Consider the following 15,357-nt stretch of genomic DNA (forward strand, 5'->3'; position numbering starts at 1 on the left):
GTTCTTTCTTGTGGTCAGTTGGCCTGCAGCAATGGCGCGAGGTGGCCCCCGCTTTGCTGCAGGGCATGTTCCGCGTCTTCAAGCGTTTGTCCCTGCGCGATCAGCATCGCCCGCTTCACCCCACCGCGGGTCCGCGCCAGCGCGCCCTTCGCCGCTGCCTCATCGACGCGGGCGACGCGCGCCACGATCCGCGCGGGACGGCCGACCAGCTTGGCATTGCCGGCCCGGACGTTGACCATGGAGCCGTCGTGGACGTGGCCAGGTCCAATGCCGACCGGCATGGAAATCGGGTTCAGCGCGGCCTTTTGCGCGGTTGCCGCGCCAAGCCGGGTCGAGCCCGCCACCGGTTCCGGCGGCGTGCCTACGTGGATCGCGTGGCCTTGCGCCTTCACGATCAGCGCACCGATCTCTGCCGCCGGGCGCAGATGCAGCCCGTCCGCCTGTGTGTGGCGCAGTTCGGTAGGGCGATCGTCCACGTGATTCCTCCGTCCGTCAGAAAAGGCCGAGGCGATGCCGTGTGTAAAGCCCCTTGTTCGGAGCGTTCGATAAGCGCTGTAATGGTAGATCAGGATTTCCCGCCTTCCGGAGATCAATTGGCGAACGGGACAAAATCGACTTGCCGAAATGATGGCTGACGACTTAGATCAAATCTTGGGAAGCAAAAAACAATAAAGTCGTTTCCTGCTGAACAGGTCTGCGCAATGCGCTGCACCGTCGGCGCCGCGTTCTGCCGGCCACACACGAATATGACAGTACACACCGCTACCTCGGCATCGAGATCGAGTGTGCGTTGAGCTCTTCAAGTGCGTTGATCTTTGAAACCGACCCTCCGCGCAACTCTGCCGCATCATCTGCAGCAAACTGTGCCGCGTGTGGCGTGCATTCAAGGACGCCCATCAAATCGCGCCGCGACGGGGTTTAGCTAAATATTCGAAACGCGTGGAGCGGGTGATGGGAATCGAACCCACGTATTCAGCTTGGAAGGCTGCTGCTCTACCATTGAGCTACACCCGCGACCCGCCCGATATAGGCCGGGGCGGGGCGGGGGCGCAAGCGTTGCGTCGGGCGGCGCAACGGCCCGGTCCCACGGTCCCTTGATTTGCCGCAGGCGCGCGGGCAGTCAGGCGTCATGATCGACGTCCGCCCCGTTGCCCATTCCATCGGCCGCCTCACGGCCGTCTTCGGCGCGCTGATGGTGGCGCCGGGCGTGGTGGACTGGTGGGCGGGCGATCCGCACTGGCAGGTGTTCGCCGAAGTCGGGCTGATCTGCGCGCTTCTGGGCGCTCTGGTCGCCATTGCCACCGCCGGGCGCGGGGGCGAGTTGATGCTGGAACAGGCGTTCCTGCTGACCTCGGGCGTGTGGCTGGTTCTGCCTGTCGTCGGCGCGCTGCCGTTCGTCATGGGCGAGCCGCATGCCAGCTTCGTCGATGCGCTGTTCGAGGCGATGTCGGGCATGACGACCACCGGCGCGACGGCGTTTCCCGACCTCGACGGCCTGCCCCTGGGCACCCACCTGTGGCGGGCGATGCTGCAATGGACCGGCGGGCTGGGGATCATCGTCGTGGCGATGCTGTTCCTGCCGGTGATGCGGATCGGGGGCATGCAGTTCTTCCGGTCGGAAGGGTTCGACACGCTGGGCAAGATCATGCCCCGCGCGGGCCAGATCGCATCCGAGATCACGCGCATCTACATCCTGCTGACGATCGCCTGCGCCGTGACCTACGCGGCCCTCGGCATGTCGGGATTCGACGCGATCTTCCACGCGATGACCACCGCGTCGAGCGGCGGCTTTTCCAGCCGGGACGCCAGTTTCGGGGCTTTCATCGGCCCGCTTGAGATCGCGTCCTGCGTGTTCATGATCCTGGCCACGATCCCGTTCGTGCGGATCGTGCAGGCGGTCTACGGCGACATCCGGCCGCTGTGGCGCGACAGCCAGATCCACGCCTACCTAATGGTGCTGGGCACGATCACCGGGCTGATCGTCCTTTACCGGATGCTGTTTCTGGGTGAGACGGACCTGGGCCACCTGCTGCGCGAGACCTCGTTCAACGTCGTCACGACCGTTTCGGGCACCGGCTACTTCTCGGCCGATCCGCAGCGCTGGGGGGAACTGGCGCTGGCGCTGCTGATCGTGGGCGGGCTGATCGGCGGCTGCACGGGGTCCACCGCCTGCTCGGTCAAGATCTTCCGCTACCAGGTGCTGATCCGGTCCGTCGAGGCGCAGATCGTGCGGATGCAGTCGCCCCACCGCGTGGCCCACCCCCGGTTCGAGGGGCGCAGGCTGGATCCCGACGTGGTCACCTCGGTCACGGCGTTCTTCACGCTGTTCATGCTGACCTTCGGCGTCCTGATCGTGGCGCTGGCGCTGACCGGGCTGCACACCCGCACCGCGCTGACCGCCGCCTGGACCGCGATCACCAACGTCGGCCCCGCCTGGGGGCCGGAGGTCACGGCGAACGGATCGGTCGCCGGGTTCCCGGCCAGCGCCAAGTGGCTGATGATCGCGGGGATGTATGTGGGCCGGCTTGAGCTGCTGGCCGTATACGTGCTGTTCCTGCCGCGCTTCTGGCGGCAGTAGGCGTCAATTCGCAGGTGCGGCGGCTGCGGGTCCCGGCCCGGGAAGCGCCGCCGCGTCGTTGCCCGCATCATCGCCCGCGTCGTCGTCCGCATCCGTGGCGGCGGCCGCGAAGCGGGTCAGGCTGTCGGCGATCTCGGCCGCGACGCGGGGCTGGTTCTCGGCGTCCTCGACCGGCCAGATCAGCACGAAGCCCTCGGCCCGGCCATCCGCCACCCGGCCCTCGGCGTGGCCGATGTGGGTCGCGTTGCGGCCGTTAAGCGTGATCCGCGCCGGTGCCACGTCGCGTTCGGGGCGCGGCACCCAGCCAAGCGCGGTCACGAGACCGGCGAGGTCCAGCATCTCCTGCTGGCCGCCGGGCTGCGAGAACAGGATCAGCGCCGCGCCGGATTCGCCCTTTGGGCGATAGATCGACAGGGCGCGCTGCGTGCGGTCGAACTCCAGCCTGTCCATCGGCGCGATGGCTTGCAGCCCGGTGTGGTCGTCGCGCAGTTCCGACAGGCCCATCTGCACCCGCCACGCCTCGCGCCGTTCCATCAGGCGGCGCATCGCGGTGCCCGCGTCCGGCGCGGCGCGTTCTGCCACGACCTGCGCGGCGATCGCCTCGCGCGTTTTCGGCCCGTCCTTGCCGTCGATCGCGCCGTCATAGCTGCCCGCCCAGCGCAGCGCGCGCTGCACATCCTCGAGCGGCGGCATCTCGGCGCTGCCGGGGCCGGGCAGGTTCGGCGCGGTGCCGGCATCGACGACCGCGCCGAGATCCGCGGCGGGGGTGACGAAGGCGTCCTTGGGCGCGCGGCCCGCATTGCGGAACGCGGTCAGCCAGGCGGCGGCAACGGGTTCCTCCATCGGGCCCAGGGTCACGGCGAACCAGTCGTTGGGAAGCTGGGCAAGCCCCGCCTCGGGGAAGGTCGCGCGCCATTCGGCGAGCGCCGCGTCGGCCTCGGCCCGGGAGCGGAGGGATTGCAGGCGGATGTAGTGGTCGGGGGCGGCGGGGTCGGGGACGGGGGCAGGTTCCGCAGTTGCAGCGGCGTCGGTGGTGTCGGGCGCGGCACCCGCAGCGGGCAAGGCCGCATCCGTCGCCACTGGCGTCAGCGCCTCGGCGGGGGCCGCGATGAAACTGTCCTCGGGAATCCGGCCGTCGGCCTTTGCGGCGGCGATCAGCGTGTCCGCCTCGGCCCGTTCCATCGGTCCCAGCGCGATCCCGGTCCACCCGCCGGCCAAGGGGAAGGTCACCACCTGCGGAAACCGCGCGGCCCATTCCTGCGCGGCGGTCTGCGCCTCGGCCCCGCGCCGCGCCTCGACCCGGATCATCACCGGCTCGGCCAGCGCCGCCAGCGGCGCCGCGATCCCGGCAAGCGCCAGCGCAACGACTCTCAGCCCGCCGGTTACCCGTCCGCCCTTCATCCGCCCGCCCTTCACCCGTCCGCCCGGCACCAGCCCGCCTTGCTCCCTCATCCGCATTTCGCCCGTCCCGTTTCTTCTTGTTCGACGACCCGCCGCGGCCGCCCTTCATTGACCCTGTCAGGTCCGCTGAATAGAAGGTGCCCCCAAAGAAGGCCCCGACCTCGCAGGCTGCCCGCGCGGCCCCGACATCGCGCCAGTTATGCAAAAGGACGCCGGGATGACCAGCCCCCAGCCCGATTCCGAGCCGCACGCCAACCCTTACGCGCGCCCGGCGGCGATGCCGGTGCCGGACCCTGCGCCGGGCCGTCCGACCTGCTTTCAGGACGTGATCCTGCGGCTGCAGACCTACTGGGCCGCGACCGGCTGCGCGATCCTGCAGCCCTACGACATGGAGGTGGGGGCGGGCACGTTCCATCCGGCAACCACGCTCCGCAGCCTCGGCACCCGGCCGTGGGCGGCGGCCTATGTCCAGCCCTCGCGCCGCCCGACCGACGGCCGCTACGGCGAGAACCCGAACCGGCTGCAGCACTATTACCAGTACCAGGTCATCATCAAACCCTCGCCCCCGAACCTGCAGGAGCTGTATCTGGGCAGCCTGCGCGCGATCGGGCTGGACCCGATGATCCACGACGTCCGCTTCGTCGAGGACGACTGGGAAAGCCCGACCCTCGGCGCCTGGGGCCTTGGCTGGGAGGTGTGGTGCGACGGGATGGAGGTGAGCCAGTTCACCTATTTCCAGCAGGTCGGCGGGCACGACTGCCGCCCGGTGTCGGGCGAGCTGACCTATGGTCTGGAACGGCTGGCGATGTATGTCCTTGGCGTCGAGCATGTCATGGACATGCCGTTCAACGCGCCGGGATCGCCGATCGCGCTGAGCTACGGCGACATCTTCCTGCAGACGGAACGCGAATACAGCCGCTGGAACTTCGACCAGGCTGATACCGACATGCTGCTGCAGCACTTCAGGGACGCCGAGGCGGAATGCGCCCGCATCCTCGACGCCGCCGATACAGACGCGGCGGGGCGGCTGATCCCGATGGCGCACCCGGCCTATGACCAGGCGATTAAGGCGAGCCACCTGTTCAACCTGCTGGACGCGCGGGGCGTGATCTCGGTCACCGAACGCCAAGCCTATATCGGCCGCGTCCGGGCGCTGGCGAAACGCTGCGCGGACCTGTTCGTCACGACCGCGGCCGCAACGGGTGTGAACGCCGCGAGGGCTGGGGCGTGAGCGTCACGGCGGGCAAGCTGGCGGCGTCCGTGCTGGTCCTGTCGGGCATCGCGGCGGGGGTGGGCGTCTGGTACACGCAGGAGTATCTTTACTACGACGAACTGCCGCCGATCTCTGAACTGGCGGCGGTGGACGCGTCTGGCGCGCCGATGACGCTGACGGTGCGGGATTTTCAGGGGATCGACGGCACATCGTCCCCGATCAAGTGGCGCGGCTGCATGACGGTCGATCCGGTTCAGGCCGGGCACCTCGCCCCGTTCGAGGGCGCGACGCCGCTGAACCCGCCCGGCTGGTTCGACTGCTTTGATCCCGGCCAACTGACCGACGACCTTGCCGCCGGGCGCGCCACCTCGCGGCTGGTCCAGCCCGAGATACGCCCCGACGTGGACCGCGTGATCGCCGTTTATCCCGACGGCCGCGCCTTTGGCTGGCAACAGATCAACGACAAGACCCCGGAACGCGGAGTGATGGACTGATGGACCTGCTGATCGAACTTTTCAGCGAGGAAATCCCCGCCCGGATGCAGGCCCGCGCGCGCGAGGACCTCAAGCGCCTGATCACCGACGGGCTGGTCGAGGGTGGCCTGACCTACGCCTCGGCCGGCGCCTTCTCGACGCCGCGGCGGCTCGCGCTCGCGGTCGAGGGGCTGACGGCGGAATCGAAGCCCGTTCGCGAGGAACGCAAGGGTCCGCGCACCGACGCGCCGGAAAAGGCGATCGAGGGCTTCCTACGGTCCACCGGCCTGACGCTGGACCAGCTGGAACGCCGCGCCGACAAGAAGGCCGAGGTGTTCTTCGCCGTCATCGAAAAGCCCGGCCGCCGCGCCGCCGAGATCGTGGCCGAGGTGCTGGCGGCCGCGATCCGCGACTTTCCGTGGCCCAAGTCGATGCGCTGGGGGTCGGGAAACCTGCGCTGGGTGCGCCCGCTGCATTCCATCGTCGCGATCCTGTCGGACGAGGCCGGGGCGCAGGTCGTGCCGCTGACGGTCGAGGGGATCACCGCGGGCGACACCACCCGCGGCCATCGCTTCATGGCACCGGATGCGTTCCGCGTGACCGGCTTTGACGACTACGCCGCCAAGCTGCGCCGCGCCCGCGTCATGCTGGACCACGACGAACGCGAGGCCGCAATCCGGCAGGACGCGGCGAACCTGGCCTTTGCGCGCGGGTGGGACATCGTGCCCGACGACGCGCTGATGGCCGAGATCGCGGGCCTGGTCGAATGGCCGGTGCCGCTGATGGGGGTGATCGAGGACCGCTTTCTTTCGCTGCCCCCGGAGGTGCTTCAGACCTCGATGAAGGAGCACCAGAAGTTCCTGTCGGCCCGGAACCCGGCGACGGGCCGGATCGAGGGCTTCGTCACGGTCGCCAACATCGAGGCCCCGGACGACGGCGCGACGATCCTGAAGGGCAACCAGCGCGTGCTGGCCGCCCGCCTGTCGGACGCGGCGTTCTTCTGGGACAACGACCTGCGGGTCGCAAAGGCCGGGATGGAGGACTGGGCCGAGGGGCTGAAGTCGGTGACGTTCCACGCGAAGCTTGGTTCGCAGGCGGACCGGGTGGAGCGGATCGCGGCATTGGCGCGCGAGGTCGCGCCGGCAGTCGGCGCGGATGCGGACGCGGCGGAGCAGGCGGCGCGGGTGGCGAAGGTGGACCTGCGCTCGGCGATGGTGGGCGAGTTCCCGGAGTTGCAGGGCACGATGGGGCGCTATTACGCGCAGGCGGCGGGGTTGCCGGATGCCGTCGCTGATGCCGCGCGCGACCACTGGCGGCCGAAGGGCGAGAGCGACAGCGTGCCGGCCCAGCCGGTGAGCGTCGCGGTGGCGCTGGCCGACAAGCTGGACACGCTGACCGGGTTCTGGGCAATCGACGAGAAGCCGACGGGGAGCAAGGACCCCTTCGCGCTGCGGCGCGCGGCGCTGGGGGTGATCCGGTTGGTGCTGGGGAATGGGGTGCGGGTGCCGCTGGCTGAATTGCTTAGCGACTACATCGATGCTCGTCGCGTCCTCGCGGAGCAGGATGTGCACTTCTTTTCCGCCCGGATCGCTGCGGGCGTTAAACGGCGGGGAATTGTTCCCAAAGCCGCCGACCTCCTCGCCTTCCTCCACGACCGCCTCAAGGTCCACCTGCGCGAACAGGGTATTCGCCACGACGTGATCGACGCGGTGCTGGCGATGCCGGGCAGCGACGACCTCACCCTTGTCGTCGCGCGCGCCACCGCGCTCAACGACATGCTCAAGACCGAGGACGGCACCAACCTTTTGCAGGGGATCAAGAGGGCCGCGAACATCCTGTCGCAGGCCGAGGAAAAGGACGGGGTTGAGTATGCCTTCGGCGCCGATCCGAAGTTCGCGGAAACCGACGAGGAACGCGCGCTGTTTGCCGCTCTCGACGCGGCCGAGCCGAAGATCGCCGCCGCGATGAAGGCCGAGGATTTCCCCGCCGCCATGACCGCGATCGCCGCGCTTCGTGGTCCGATCGACGCGTTTTTCGAGGCGGTGCAGGTCAACACCGACAACCAGATCGTCCGCCGCAACCGCCTGAACCTTCTTTCCCGCATCCGCGAGGCCGGGCGCCTGATCGCCGACCTCACGAAGATCGAGGGGTGAGGGGCGCCCGCGAACAGTCCAGTGGACTGTTCGCAGCCCCGAACGCCCGTAGCGCAAGTGAAGGGCCGGAAGAGGGGCGCCCGCGAACAGTCCAGTGGACTGTTCGCAGCCCCGAACGCCCGTAGCGCAAGCGAAGGGCCGGAGGAGGGGCGCCCGCGAACAGTCCGGTGGACTGTTCGCAGCCCCGAACGCCCGTAGCGCGAGCGAAGGGCCGGCGTGAGACGTGACATCCTTGAAACGAAGAAAGGGCGCCTCGCAAGGCGCCCTTTCTAACATCCGTCCCCTCAGCGGCGGTCGTCGTTGTCGCCGTCGTCGGGGTAGTCGTCGTCGTCGCCGAAGCGGGCGTCGTCGGACAGCTCGTCCTCGCCCTCGCCGACATACTTGGACGACAGCAGGATCGAGTGGTTGTCGTGCAGCGGGTCCATGACCACGTCAGCCGGCAATTCGCCCGCGATCCAGTCACGGATCTCGTCACGCGCTTCGGACGGCTCGGATTCCGTGATCCGGGCGACGTAGGCCACGAAGGCGCGCTGGTCGCCGTCGATCTCGTCCAGCTCGGCCTCATCGGCGTCGGGCCATTTCTCCAGGATCGCCTCGTAAAAGGCGGACCAGTTTTCCTGCACATGCGACCATTTCATGGCGTGATCCTTTTCTTGGGCGACCTGCGCCGCGTTCGTGACCGAACCAAGAAGGACGACGCCGGTTCCCGGCCTTCGATCAGTTCGCCGGCATCGCGCCCGCGTCCCACCACCAGGTGTCGGGCATGAAGCCGGGCCAGTCGCCGTAGATCGGCAGCCGCTCGGGATAGTGCAGGGCCGCGGAATGGGCGACCCGGCTGACCGGCGAATAGGATACCGGGATCACGTAGCGCCCGGCCGTCAGCAGCCGGTCCAGCGCCTGCACGGCGGCGGTATAGTCCCCGGCCGTGGTCGCGTTCACCATCCGGTCGATCATCGCGTCCACGGCGGGGGATGCCACGCCCATCCAGTTCTTGCTGCCGTTCTGCGTGGCGCTGGCCGTTCCCCAGTACAGCGCCTGTTCGTTCCCCGGCGACAGCGACAGGCCGCGTTCGTACCAGGCCATGCCGAAATCGAAGCGGTTGGTGCGCTCGATGAACTGGGCGCTGTCGAGCAGCGTCACGTTCGGGCGGATGCCGATGTGCTTCAAGGCCTGGATGTAGACGTCGACGATGCGCTGCACCTCGGACCCCGACCGCATCGCGCTGCCCGACTGGTTCAGCACGATGTCGAAGGCGAAGAGGGTGCCGTCATCGCGCCTGAGCACGCCGTCGTCATGGATGGTCCAGCCCGCGTCCTTCAGCAGCGCCAGCGCCGACCGCAACCCCTTGCGGTCCAGCGCCTGCGCCGCGCCTGGGGGCAGGGCATAGCCGTCCATCGCGCCCTCCGGCAGGTCGGCCGCGAAGGGGGAAAGCAGCCCCGCCACCTCGGGGCCCGCCGCGCCGGGGCGCATGGCGAGGTCGGAGTTCGCGAAATAGCTCGTGATCCGGGGATCGCTGCCGCTTGTGAGCGTTTGGTTGATGAAGCGATAGTTGAACGCCTCGATCATCGCCTGACGCACGCGCCAGTCCGCAAAGGCCGGGTTCCGGGTGTTCATCACCAGACCCATGATCCCGGACGGCCGCCGGTGCGCGATCTCGTCCTTAACGACGCGGCCCTGCGTCAGCAGCGGAAAGTTGTATTCCCGCGTCCACTTGGCCGCGTCCAGTTCGCGCCAGGCGTCGATATCTCCGGCCTTGAAGGCCTGGAACATGGCGTTGGTGTCGGCGAAATAATCGTAGCGGATGGTGTCGAGGTTGTGCAGCCCGCGGTTCACGGGCAGGTCCCGGCCCCACCAGTCGGGGTCGCGGGTGAACGTCGCGGAGCGGCCGGGATCGACCTTCGAGATGACGTAGGGCCCGGACCCGATCGGCGGTTCCAGCGAGGACTCGGCAAAGTCCCTCCCCTCCCACTGGGCCTTTTTCAGGATCGGGCGCAGGCCCATCAGCATCGCAAGCTCGCGGTCGGGCGTGTTGAAGGTCAGCCGCAGGCTGCGGGGGCCGGTCTGTTCCATCTTGGCGACCTTGGCCCAAGTGCCTGCATAGCGCGGATGGCCCTTGGTCCCGAGCGTCTCATAGGACCACATCACGTCCTCGACCGTGACGGGCGAGCCGTCCGAGAAGGTGGCCTCGGGGCGCAGAGTGAACTCGACCCAGGTGCGGTCGGGGTCGGTCTCGACGCTTTCGGCAAGCAGGCCGTAAAGGCTGAACGGCTCGTCGATGGACCGGAACATCAGCGTTTCGGCCACCAGGTTGCCGACCGCCCAGACGGCGTTCCCCTTGAGGACCCAAGGCTTCAGCGAATCGAAACTGCCAGGTTCCGCCAAGCGAATCGTCCCACCCTTCGGCGCGTCCGGGTTGGCGTAGGGAAGCGCGGTGAAGCCGTCGGGAAGGGCAGGTTCTCCAACCATTGCAAGGGCATGCCGGGGCTCGGCGGCGCTTGCCAGCGGCATCGCTGCAACAGCTGCAAACGCCACCACCATCACGCGCAGCACACGCAGGATCGCGGATTCGTCAGGATTCTTGAAGATTCGCGCCATCGTCTGCCCGCCCGCCGTCCGGTGCGTCCCGGTTCTTTGCCGACAACCGTAACGAACCCGCGCCGGGCTGGCAAACTTGAGCCTTGGACTCACAGCCCGGAAGGCGTATATCGAATGCACTGCTCGATAGGTTTCTTGCCTGTATGAAACCTGCCTCATGACTTGACGCCCGCCTTGTGCGGGCGTCTTTTTTTGCGCGCGTGGGCAGTTTCCCGGGTCGCGCGGCCTTCCGGTTCATGCAGCGGTTGTGAAAAAGCCCGCCGGGTTGGCGGGCATTTTCCTTGGGTGTCCGGATGCGCGGATCAGCGCCGGCGACGGCGGCGGCGGCCGGGCGGTCCGTCGATCATCCGCATCGTTCCTTCCAGCACCAGCCCGTAGACAAGGTGGGCGATCAGCCCGCGCGCGTGGGCCTGCCACGGATACTCCTGCGGCTTCGCGCCGGTGCCGGTTATGGTGTTCAGCCCTTCGTCGTGGACGAGGAACAGGCCCAGGCCGAACAGCGTCCCGCCGCCCGCCGCCAGCGCCGGCGTCCGGTCGCGCATCGCCGCATAGGCAAGGGCCGGGCCCATCCCCAGCGCAAAGTGGACCGCGACGCCCGCCGGGTGCTGGTTGTCGGGCCCCTTGGGTTCGATGTCGGTGCCCATCGCGCGGGCGACCTTGCGCGCGATCACGTGCCCCGGGTCCAGCCGCTCGGGCCGCACGCTGCGGGTTTTCTCGCGCGTTTCGGGATCGAGGTTGTTCCACATGTACCAGTCCAGCTGGTCCAGTGCCACCGACGCCGCGACCCCCGCGACGGAACCCTTCAGCAGGGCGCCGCCCAAATCGTCGTCATCGTCATCGTCATCGTCGTTGCCGCGATGTGCCATGTTCGTCAATCTCCGCTGGTTTGTCGTTCCTTCCAACCTTGCCGGCAGCGGGACGGTTCCGGGCGAACGCGGCGGCGCCGCAAGAGGGCGGGGGCTGGCGGATGCGGCGCGCGGGCGGCTATGGTCCGGGCAGGGCAAGCGCACAGCGGGGTGGCAGATGACCGAACGTATCCTGGCCGGCAAGACGGCCGTCGTCACCGGGTCGAACAGCGGCATCGGGCTGGGCGTGGCCCATGCGCTGGCGCGGGCGGGCGCGGACCTCGTCATCAACAGCTTCACCGACACGGCCGAGGATCACGCGCTGGCCGAAAAGCTGGCCGCCGAGCATGGCGTTACGGCGCGCTACGTGCAGGCCGACATGTCAAAGGCGGGCGATTGCCGCGCGCTGATCGAAAAGGCCGGGCGCTGCGACATCCTCGTCAACAACGCGGGCATCCAGCACGTCGCGCCGATCCCCGACTTTCCGGTCGAGAAATGGGACCAGATCATCGCGATCAACCTGTCCTCGGCATTCCACACCACCGCCGCCGCGCTGCCGCTGATGCGGGCCGCCGGATGGGGTCGGGTGGTCAACATCGCCTCGGCCCACGGGCTGACCGCCTCGCCCTTCAAGTCGGCCTATGTCGCGGCCAAGCACGGGGTTGTCGGGCTGTCCAAGGTCACGGCGCTGGAAACCGCGACCGACCCGATCACCTGCAACGCCATCTGCCCGGGCTACGTCCTGACCCCGATCATCGAGGCGCAGATCCCCGACCAGATGAAGACCCACGGCATGAGCCGCGAGGACGTGATCGCCAAGGTCATGCTGCAACGCCAGCCCTCGGGCGACTTCGCCACCGTGGACCAGATCGGCGGCACGGCCGTGTTCCTGTGTTCGCCCGCCGCCGATCAGATCACCGGCACCACGATCAGCGTGGACGGGGGCTGGACCGCGCTCTGACCGCATCGCGGCGGGTCAGCCGTCCGCCGCCGCCTGGTCGGTCAGGAACCGGCGCAGCCGCTTGACGATGGGGCGGTTGCGGCGGGCGGTCGGATAGACCAGCCAGTATGCCTTGCCGTTCCGCGCCTCGATCCCGAAGGGCTGGACCAGCGCCCCGCTGGCCAGTTCGGCCCGGAAGAAGCGCGGCGTCAGCAGCGCCACGCCCGCGCCCGACATGGCGGCCTTCGCCTCGTGGACCTGGTTGCCGAGCGATAGCCCCGGGCGCGGAACGCAGACGGGATGTTCGATCCCGGCCGCGGCCAGCCACTCGGTCCAGGCCGCGTCCGTCGGGTCGAGCCACGGCATCGGGATCACGTCGGCTGGCGTCCGCAGCGGCCCCCATTTCTCCAGCAGCGCGGGTGAGAACATCGGCGTCAGCGTGATGTCGAACAGGCGGTGGGTCTCGTTCCCCGGCCAGTCGCCGCTGCCGTAGCGGATCGCCACGTCGAAATCCTCGCGCGCGAAATCGACCACCCGTTCCGATGAGTCCAGCCGCACCGCCACCTCGGGATTGTCGAGCTGGAACAGCCCCAGCCGCTGCACCAGCCAGTTGGTGGCGAAGGTGGGCAGGGTCGTGATCGACAGCGTCTGCTGCGCGGGCGCAAGGGCCCAGGTGGTGCGAAGCTGCCCGAACGCGTCCTTGGTCGGCTGGGCCAGCCGGTGCCCGGATTCGGTCAGCGCGACCCCGCGCGGCTGGCGCAGGAACAGCGCCCCGCCAAGGCGATCCTCGAGCAGGCGGATCTGGTAGCTGACGCCGGCCTGCGTCATCCCCAGTTCCGCCGCGGCGGCGGTGAAGGACAGGTGCCGGGCCACCGCCTCGAAGACGCGGATGGCGGCGAGCGGGGGAAGGGCTTCCACAAGTGGTCCTTATGGCGACGTGCTGGCGGTTGATTGGTCGTGCGGGGCCGAACGTAGCAAGGTGAACCCATCCCGCAAGCCTGCCTTGAAAGGAGCTTTGCCATGCAACCGAACGTCATCCAGCTTTCCGGCGCCACCCCCGTCATCCTGCGCGATGGCGATTGCGCGCCCGTCGACAGCCTCGTCACCGTCCTGCGCCGCTGGTACGCGGACCGGGTGGACCGCAACCGTTGCCGCCGCGCCCGCGCGCAGGCCCGCCGCCAGATGATGGAACTTCCCGCCCATCTGCGCCACGACGTGGGGCTGAACGAAAGCCTGCCCGAGGGGCGCTTCGTCAACGGCGGCCGCACCTTCGTCATCGACGACCGGCCAGATGCCACGCTGAGCGGTTGGACCTGGTAGGCGCACGCCCAAAAGTCGCGCGCTTACAACCGGCGACAAACCTCGCCTCCGGCCCGGACCTTTCCGGGCCGGGGCTGCCATTGACCTTGCCGGCCGCGCGCGGTTCCCTGCTGGCCGACACCGATACGAAAGGAAACGGCATGGATCTGGGGATCAGGGGCAAGACGGCGCTGGTCTGCGCCTCGTCCAAGGGCCTCGGGCGCGGCTGCGCCGAGGCGCTGGCGGCCGAAGGGGTGGATCTGGTCATCAACGCCCGCACGGCCGAGACGCTGGAACGCACCGCGACCGAGATCGCGGACCGGCACGGCGTGACCGTGACGCCCGTCGCCGCCGACATCACGACCGAGGATGGCCGCGCCAAGGTGCTGGAGGCATTGGGCGGGCAGGCCGACATCCTCGTCAACAACGCGGGTGGCCCGCCGCCCGGCGTCTGGACCGACTGGAATCGCGACGACTTCATCCGCGCGCTCGACGGCAACATGCTGAGCGCCATCGCGCTGATGCAGGCGCTGGTGCCGGGGATGATGGACCGTGGCTGGGGCCGGGTCGTCAACATCACATCGGCCGCGGTGCGGTCGCCCATCGGGCAGCTGGGGCTGTCGAACAGCGCCCGGTCGGGGCTTACGGGCTTTGTCGCGGGCATGTCGCGGCAGGTCGCGCCCAAGGGCGTCTGCGTCAACAACCTGCTGCCGGGGCTGCACGCGACCGACCGCGCCGTGTCGCTGGACACGGGCATGTCGAAGGCCGAAGGCATCAGCATCGACGAGGCCCGCGCCCGCCGTCAGGCCGGGATTCCCGCCGGCGTCTACGGCCTGCCCGAGGACTTCGGCGCAGCCTGCGCGTTCCTGTGTTCGCAGCACGCGCGCTTCATCGTGGGCCAGAACGTGCTGCTGGACGGCGGGGCGTGGAACTCGTCGATCTAAGTCAGGGGTGGAACCCCGTCGCGGGCGGTTTGTTGGACCTGGAGCAACCGATCCGAAGGGGGTCCGCCATGCCACGCGGCGACAAGGATGCCTATACCGACAAGCAGAAGCGCAAGGCCCAGCACATCGCCGAGGGCTACGAGGAGCGCGGCATGGGCGATGAGCGGGCCGAGCAGATCGCCTGGGCCACGGTGAACAAGGAAGACGGCGGCGGCAACAAGTCGGGCTCGGGCCGGGGCACGCCCGATACCCACGAATCGGCGAAGCGCGGGGGCGAGCGGGGCGGCAAGGCCAGCGCCGGACGCTCCGCCGCCGAGAAGTCGGCGGCGGCGAAGAAAGGCTGGGAAACACGCCGCCGGAACGGAAACGGGTGAGGGAACGCCGATGGACCACCAGAGCCACGACATGCAGGCCTGCATCGACGCCTGCCTGACCTGCTATCGCACCTGCCATTCGATGCTGATGGGCCACTGCGTCGAGGCGGGCGGCGATCACGTCGCGCCCGACCACGTCCGCACCATGGCCGCCTGCGCCGAGATGTGCCGCGCGTCCGCCCACATCATGCTGACCGGATCGGACCTTCACCGCCACAGCTGCCGCGCCTGCGCCGAGATCTGCGCGGCCTGCGCCGACGACTGCGCGCGGCTGGACGGGATGGAGGACTGCGTGCGCGCCTGCCGCGCCTGCGCCGAAGAATGCCGCCGGATGGCCGCCTGAGCCCGGCTGGAACGGCGGCCCGCAGGGACGCCCTTGCCGACAAATCCCTTGCCAGCCGACCCCCGCCCCGGCTATCGAAAACCCGGATACCGGGAGACGCTGGTACGTCCCAGGGCCGAAGGAGCAGCCGCCCCGGCAAACTCTCAGGCAAAAGGACCGGGTCCGCACGACACTCTGAAGAGAGGTTGCCTTTCGGGGC

The 15,357-nt window shown here is 68.8% G+C and carries 15 protein-coding genes, 1 tRNA gene and 1 riboswitch; of the genes, 9 read left to right on the forward strand and 7 right to left on the reverse strand.

All coding sequences use genetic code 11. From position 1 onward, the window contains the following. Positions 1 to 14: 14 nt before the first annotated feature. Both FNF32_RS13725 and FNF32_RS13730 read right to left on the reverse strand, forming a co-directional pair. Positions 15 to 476 carry an N-acetylmuramic acid 6-phosphate etherase family protein gene (locus tag FNF32_RS13725; RefSeq protein ID WP_131672922.1) on the reverse strand — a complete coding sequence of 154 codons (462 nt, stop codon included), beginning with the start codon at positions 474 to 476 and terminating at the stop codon, positions 15 to 17. Between the two features lie 464 nt (positions 477 to 940). After that, a tRNA-Gly gene (locus FNF32_RS13730) sits at positions 941 to 1,014 on the reverse strand. 115 nt (positions 1,015 to 1,129) lie between these two features. On the opposite strand from FNF32_RS13730, the gene FNF32_RS13735 reads away from it, so the two are divergent. Continuing rightward, complete coding sequence (locus tag FNF32_RS13735) at positions 1,130 to 2,578, forward strand: TrkH family potassium uptake protein (RefSeq protein ID WP_131672921.1); 1,449 nt, start codon at positions 1,130 to 1,132, stop codon at positions 2,576 to 2,578. Positions 2,579 to 2,581: 3 nt separating this feature from the next. Here FNF32_RS13735 and FNF32_RS13740 read toward each other — a convergent pair whose 3' ends face one another. Beyond that, positions 2,582 to 4,036 carry a peptidoglycan-binding domain-containing protein gene (locus tag FNF32_RS13740; RefSeq protein WP_221930736.1) on the reverse strand — a complete coding sequence of 485 codons (1,455 nt, stop codon included), beginning with the start codon at positions 4,034 to 4,036 and terminating at the stop codon, positions 2,582 to 2,584. Between the two features lie 220 nt (positions 4,037 to 4,256). Here FNF32_RS13740 and FNF32_RS13745 point away from each other — a divergent pair, with 220 nt between their 5' ends. Genes FNF32_RS13745 through glyS form a run of 3 tightly spaced genes read left to right on the forward strand, consistent with a single transcriptional unit; the run spans position 4,257 to position 7,818 of the window. Beyond that, complete coding sequence (locus tag FNF32_RS13745) at positions 4,257 to 5,210, forward strand: glycine--tRNA ligase subunit alpha (RefSeq protein ID WP_131672950.1); 954 nt, start codon at positions 4,257 to 4,259, stop codon at positions 5,208 to 5,210. After that, entirely contained in the window at positions 5,207 to 5,686 is a 480-nt protein-coding gene (locus tag FNF32_RS13750) for a DUF6446 family protein (RefSeq protein ID WP_131672919.1), read from the forward strand. The genes FNF32_RS13745 and FNF32_RS13750 overlap by 4 nt, the downstream gene beginning before the upstream one ends. Next, positions 5,683 to 7,818 (forward strand): glycine--tRNA ligase subunit beta, encoded by a 2,136-nt coding sequence (gene glyS / locus FNF32_RS13755; RefSeq protein WP_131672918.1) that lies wholly within the window; start codon positions 5,683 to 5,685, stop codon positions 7,816 to 7,818. The genes FNF32_RS13750 and glyS overlap by 4 nt, the downstream gene beginning before the upstream one ends. Positions 7,819 to 8,102: 284 nt before the next feature. On the opposite strand, the gene FNF32_RS13760 is transcribed toward glyS, so the two are convergent. From FNF32_RS13760 to FNF32_RS13770, 3 genes are all read right to left on the reverse strand, one after another. Further along, entirely contained in the window at positions 8,103 to 8,456 is a 354-nt protein-coding gene (locus tag FNF32_RS13760; RefSeq protein WP_131672917.1) for a hypothetical protein, read from the reverse strand. 79 nt (positions 8,457 to 8,535) lie between these two features. Beyond that, positions 8,536 to 10,356, reverse strand: a complete 1,821-nt coding sequence (locus tag FNF32_RS13765; protein ID WP_246087873.1) for an extracellular solute-binding protein — start codon at positions 10,354 to 10,356, stop codon at positions 8,536 to 8,538. A gap of 359 nt (positions 10,357 to 10,715) precedes the next feature. Beyond that, the gene (locus FNF32_RS13770) at positions 10,716 to 11,279 is read right to left on the reverse strand and encodes a DUF1440 domain-containing protein (protein WP_131672915.1); all 564 of its coding nucleotides are present in this window, start codon (positions 11,277 to 11,279) and stop codon (positions 10,716 to 10,718) included. 157 nt (positions 11,280 to 11,436) lie between these two features. Between FNF32_RS13770 and FNF32_RS13775 the strand changes: the two genes are divergently transcribed. After that, positions 11,437 to 12,219, forward strand: coding sequence for a 3-hydroxybutyrate dehydrogenase (locus tag FNF32_RS13775; protein WP_131672949.1), 783 nt, complete (start codon positions 11,437 to 11,439; stop codon positions 12,217 to 12,219). A gap of 15 nt (positions 12,220 to 12,234) precedes the next feature. Here FNF32_RS13775 and FNF32_RS13780 read toward each other — a convergent pair whose 3' ends face one another. Next, positions 12,235 to 13,116: a LysR substrate-binding domain-containing protein gene (locus tag FNF32_RS13780; RefSeq protein ID WP_131672914.1), complete on the reverse strand. Its 882-nt coding sequence runs from the start codon at positions 13,114 to 13,116 to the stop codon at positions 12,235 to 12,237. A gap of 102 nt (positions 13,117 to 13,218) precedes the next feature. Between FNF32_RS13780 and FNF32_RS13785 the strand changes: the two genes are divergently transcribed. From FNF32_RS13785 to FNF32_RS13800, 4 genes are all read left to right on the forward strand, one after another. Further along, positions 13,219 to 13,518 carry a hypothetical protein gene (locus FNF32_RS13785; RefSeq protein WP_131672913.1) on the forward strand — a complete coding sequence of 100 codons (300 nt, stop codon included), beginning with the start codon at positions 13,219 to 13,221 and terminating at the stop codon, positions 13,516 to 13,518. A gap of 140 nt (positions 13,519 to 13,658) precedes the next feature. Continuing rightward, positions 13,659 to 14,441, forward strand: a complete 783-nt coding sequence (locus tag FNF32_RS13790; RefSeq protein WP_131672912.1) for an SDR family oxidoreductase — start codon at positions 13,659 to 13,661, stop codon at positions 14,439 to 14,441. Between the two features lie 68 nt (positions 14,442 to 14,509). After that, a complete protein-coding gene (locus FNF32_RS13795) occupies positions 14,510 to 14,815 on the forward strand; it encodes a plasmid stabilization protein (protein WP_131672911.1) in 306 nt (101 codons plus the stop codon). Positions 14,816 to 14,825: 10 nt separating this feature from the next. After that, the gene (locus tag FNF32_RS13800; protein ID WP_131672910.1) at positions 14,826 to 15,158 is read left to right on the forward strand and encodes a four-helix bundle copper-binding protein; all 333 of its coding nucleotides are present in this window, start codon (positions 14,826 to 14,828) and stop codon (positions 15,156 to 15,158) included. Between the two features lie 80 nt (positions 15,159 to 15,238). Beyond that, a riboswitch (glycine riboswitch) is annotated at positions 15,239 to 15,327 on the forward strand. Positions 15,328 to 15,357: the final 30 nt, after the last annotated feature.

The sequence above is a fragment of the Paracoccus marinus genome (genome assembly GCF_007018965.1).
Taxonomy (GTDB): domain Bacteria; phylum Pseudomonadota; class Alphaproteobacteria; order Rhodobacterales; family Rhodobacteraceae; genus Paracoccus; species Paracoccus marinus.

Coding starts and splice junctions, on each gene's coding strand:
- FNF32_RS13735 (WP_131672921.1), top strand. CDS start 1,130: ATGATCGACGTCCGCCCCGTTGCCCATTCCATCGGCCGCCTCACGGCC.
- FNF32_RS13740 (WP_221930736.1), bottom strand. CDS start 4,036: ATGCGGATGAGGGAGCAAGGCGGGCTGGTGCCGGGCGGACGGGTGAAG.
- FNF32_RS13745 (WP_131672950.1), top strand. CDS start 4,257: ATGCCGGTGCCGGACCCTGCGCCGGGCCGTCCGACCTGCTTTCAGGAC.
- FNF32_RS13760 (WP_131672917.1), bottom strand. CDS start 8,456: ATGAAATGGTCGCATGTGCAGGAAAACTGGTCCGCCTTTTACGAGGCG.
- FNF32_RS13765 (WP_246087873.1), bottom strand. CDS start 10,356: ATGGTGGTGGCGTTTGCAGCTGTTGCAGCGATGCCGCTGGCAAGCGCC.
- FNF32_RS13770 (WP_131672915.1), bottom strand. CDS start 11,279: ATGGCACATCGCGGCAACGACGATGACGATGACGATGACGACGATTTG.
- FNF32_RS13775 (WP_131672949.1), top strand. CDS start 11,437: ATGACCGAACGTATCCTGGCCGGCAAGACGGCCGTCGTCACCGGGTCG.
- FNF32_RS13785 (WP_131672913.1), top strand. CDS start 13,219: ATGCAACCGAACGTCATCCAGCTTTCCGGCGCCACCCCCGTCATCCTG.
- FNF32_RS13790 (WP_131672912.1), top strand. CDS start 13,659: ATGGATCTGGGGATCAGGGGCAAGACGGCGCTGGTCTGCGCCTCGTCC.
- FNF32_RS13795 (WP_131672911.1), top strand. CDS start 14,510: ATGCCACGCGGCGACAAGGATGCCTATACCGACAAGCAGAAGCGCAAG.
- FNF32_RS13800 (WP_131672910.1), top strand. CDS start 14,826: ATGGACCACCAGAGCCACGACATGCAGGCCTGCATCGACGCCTGCCTG.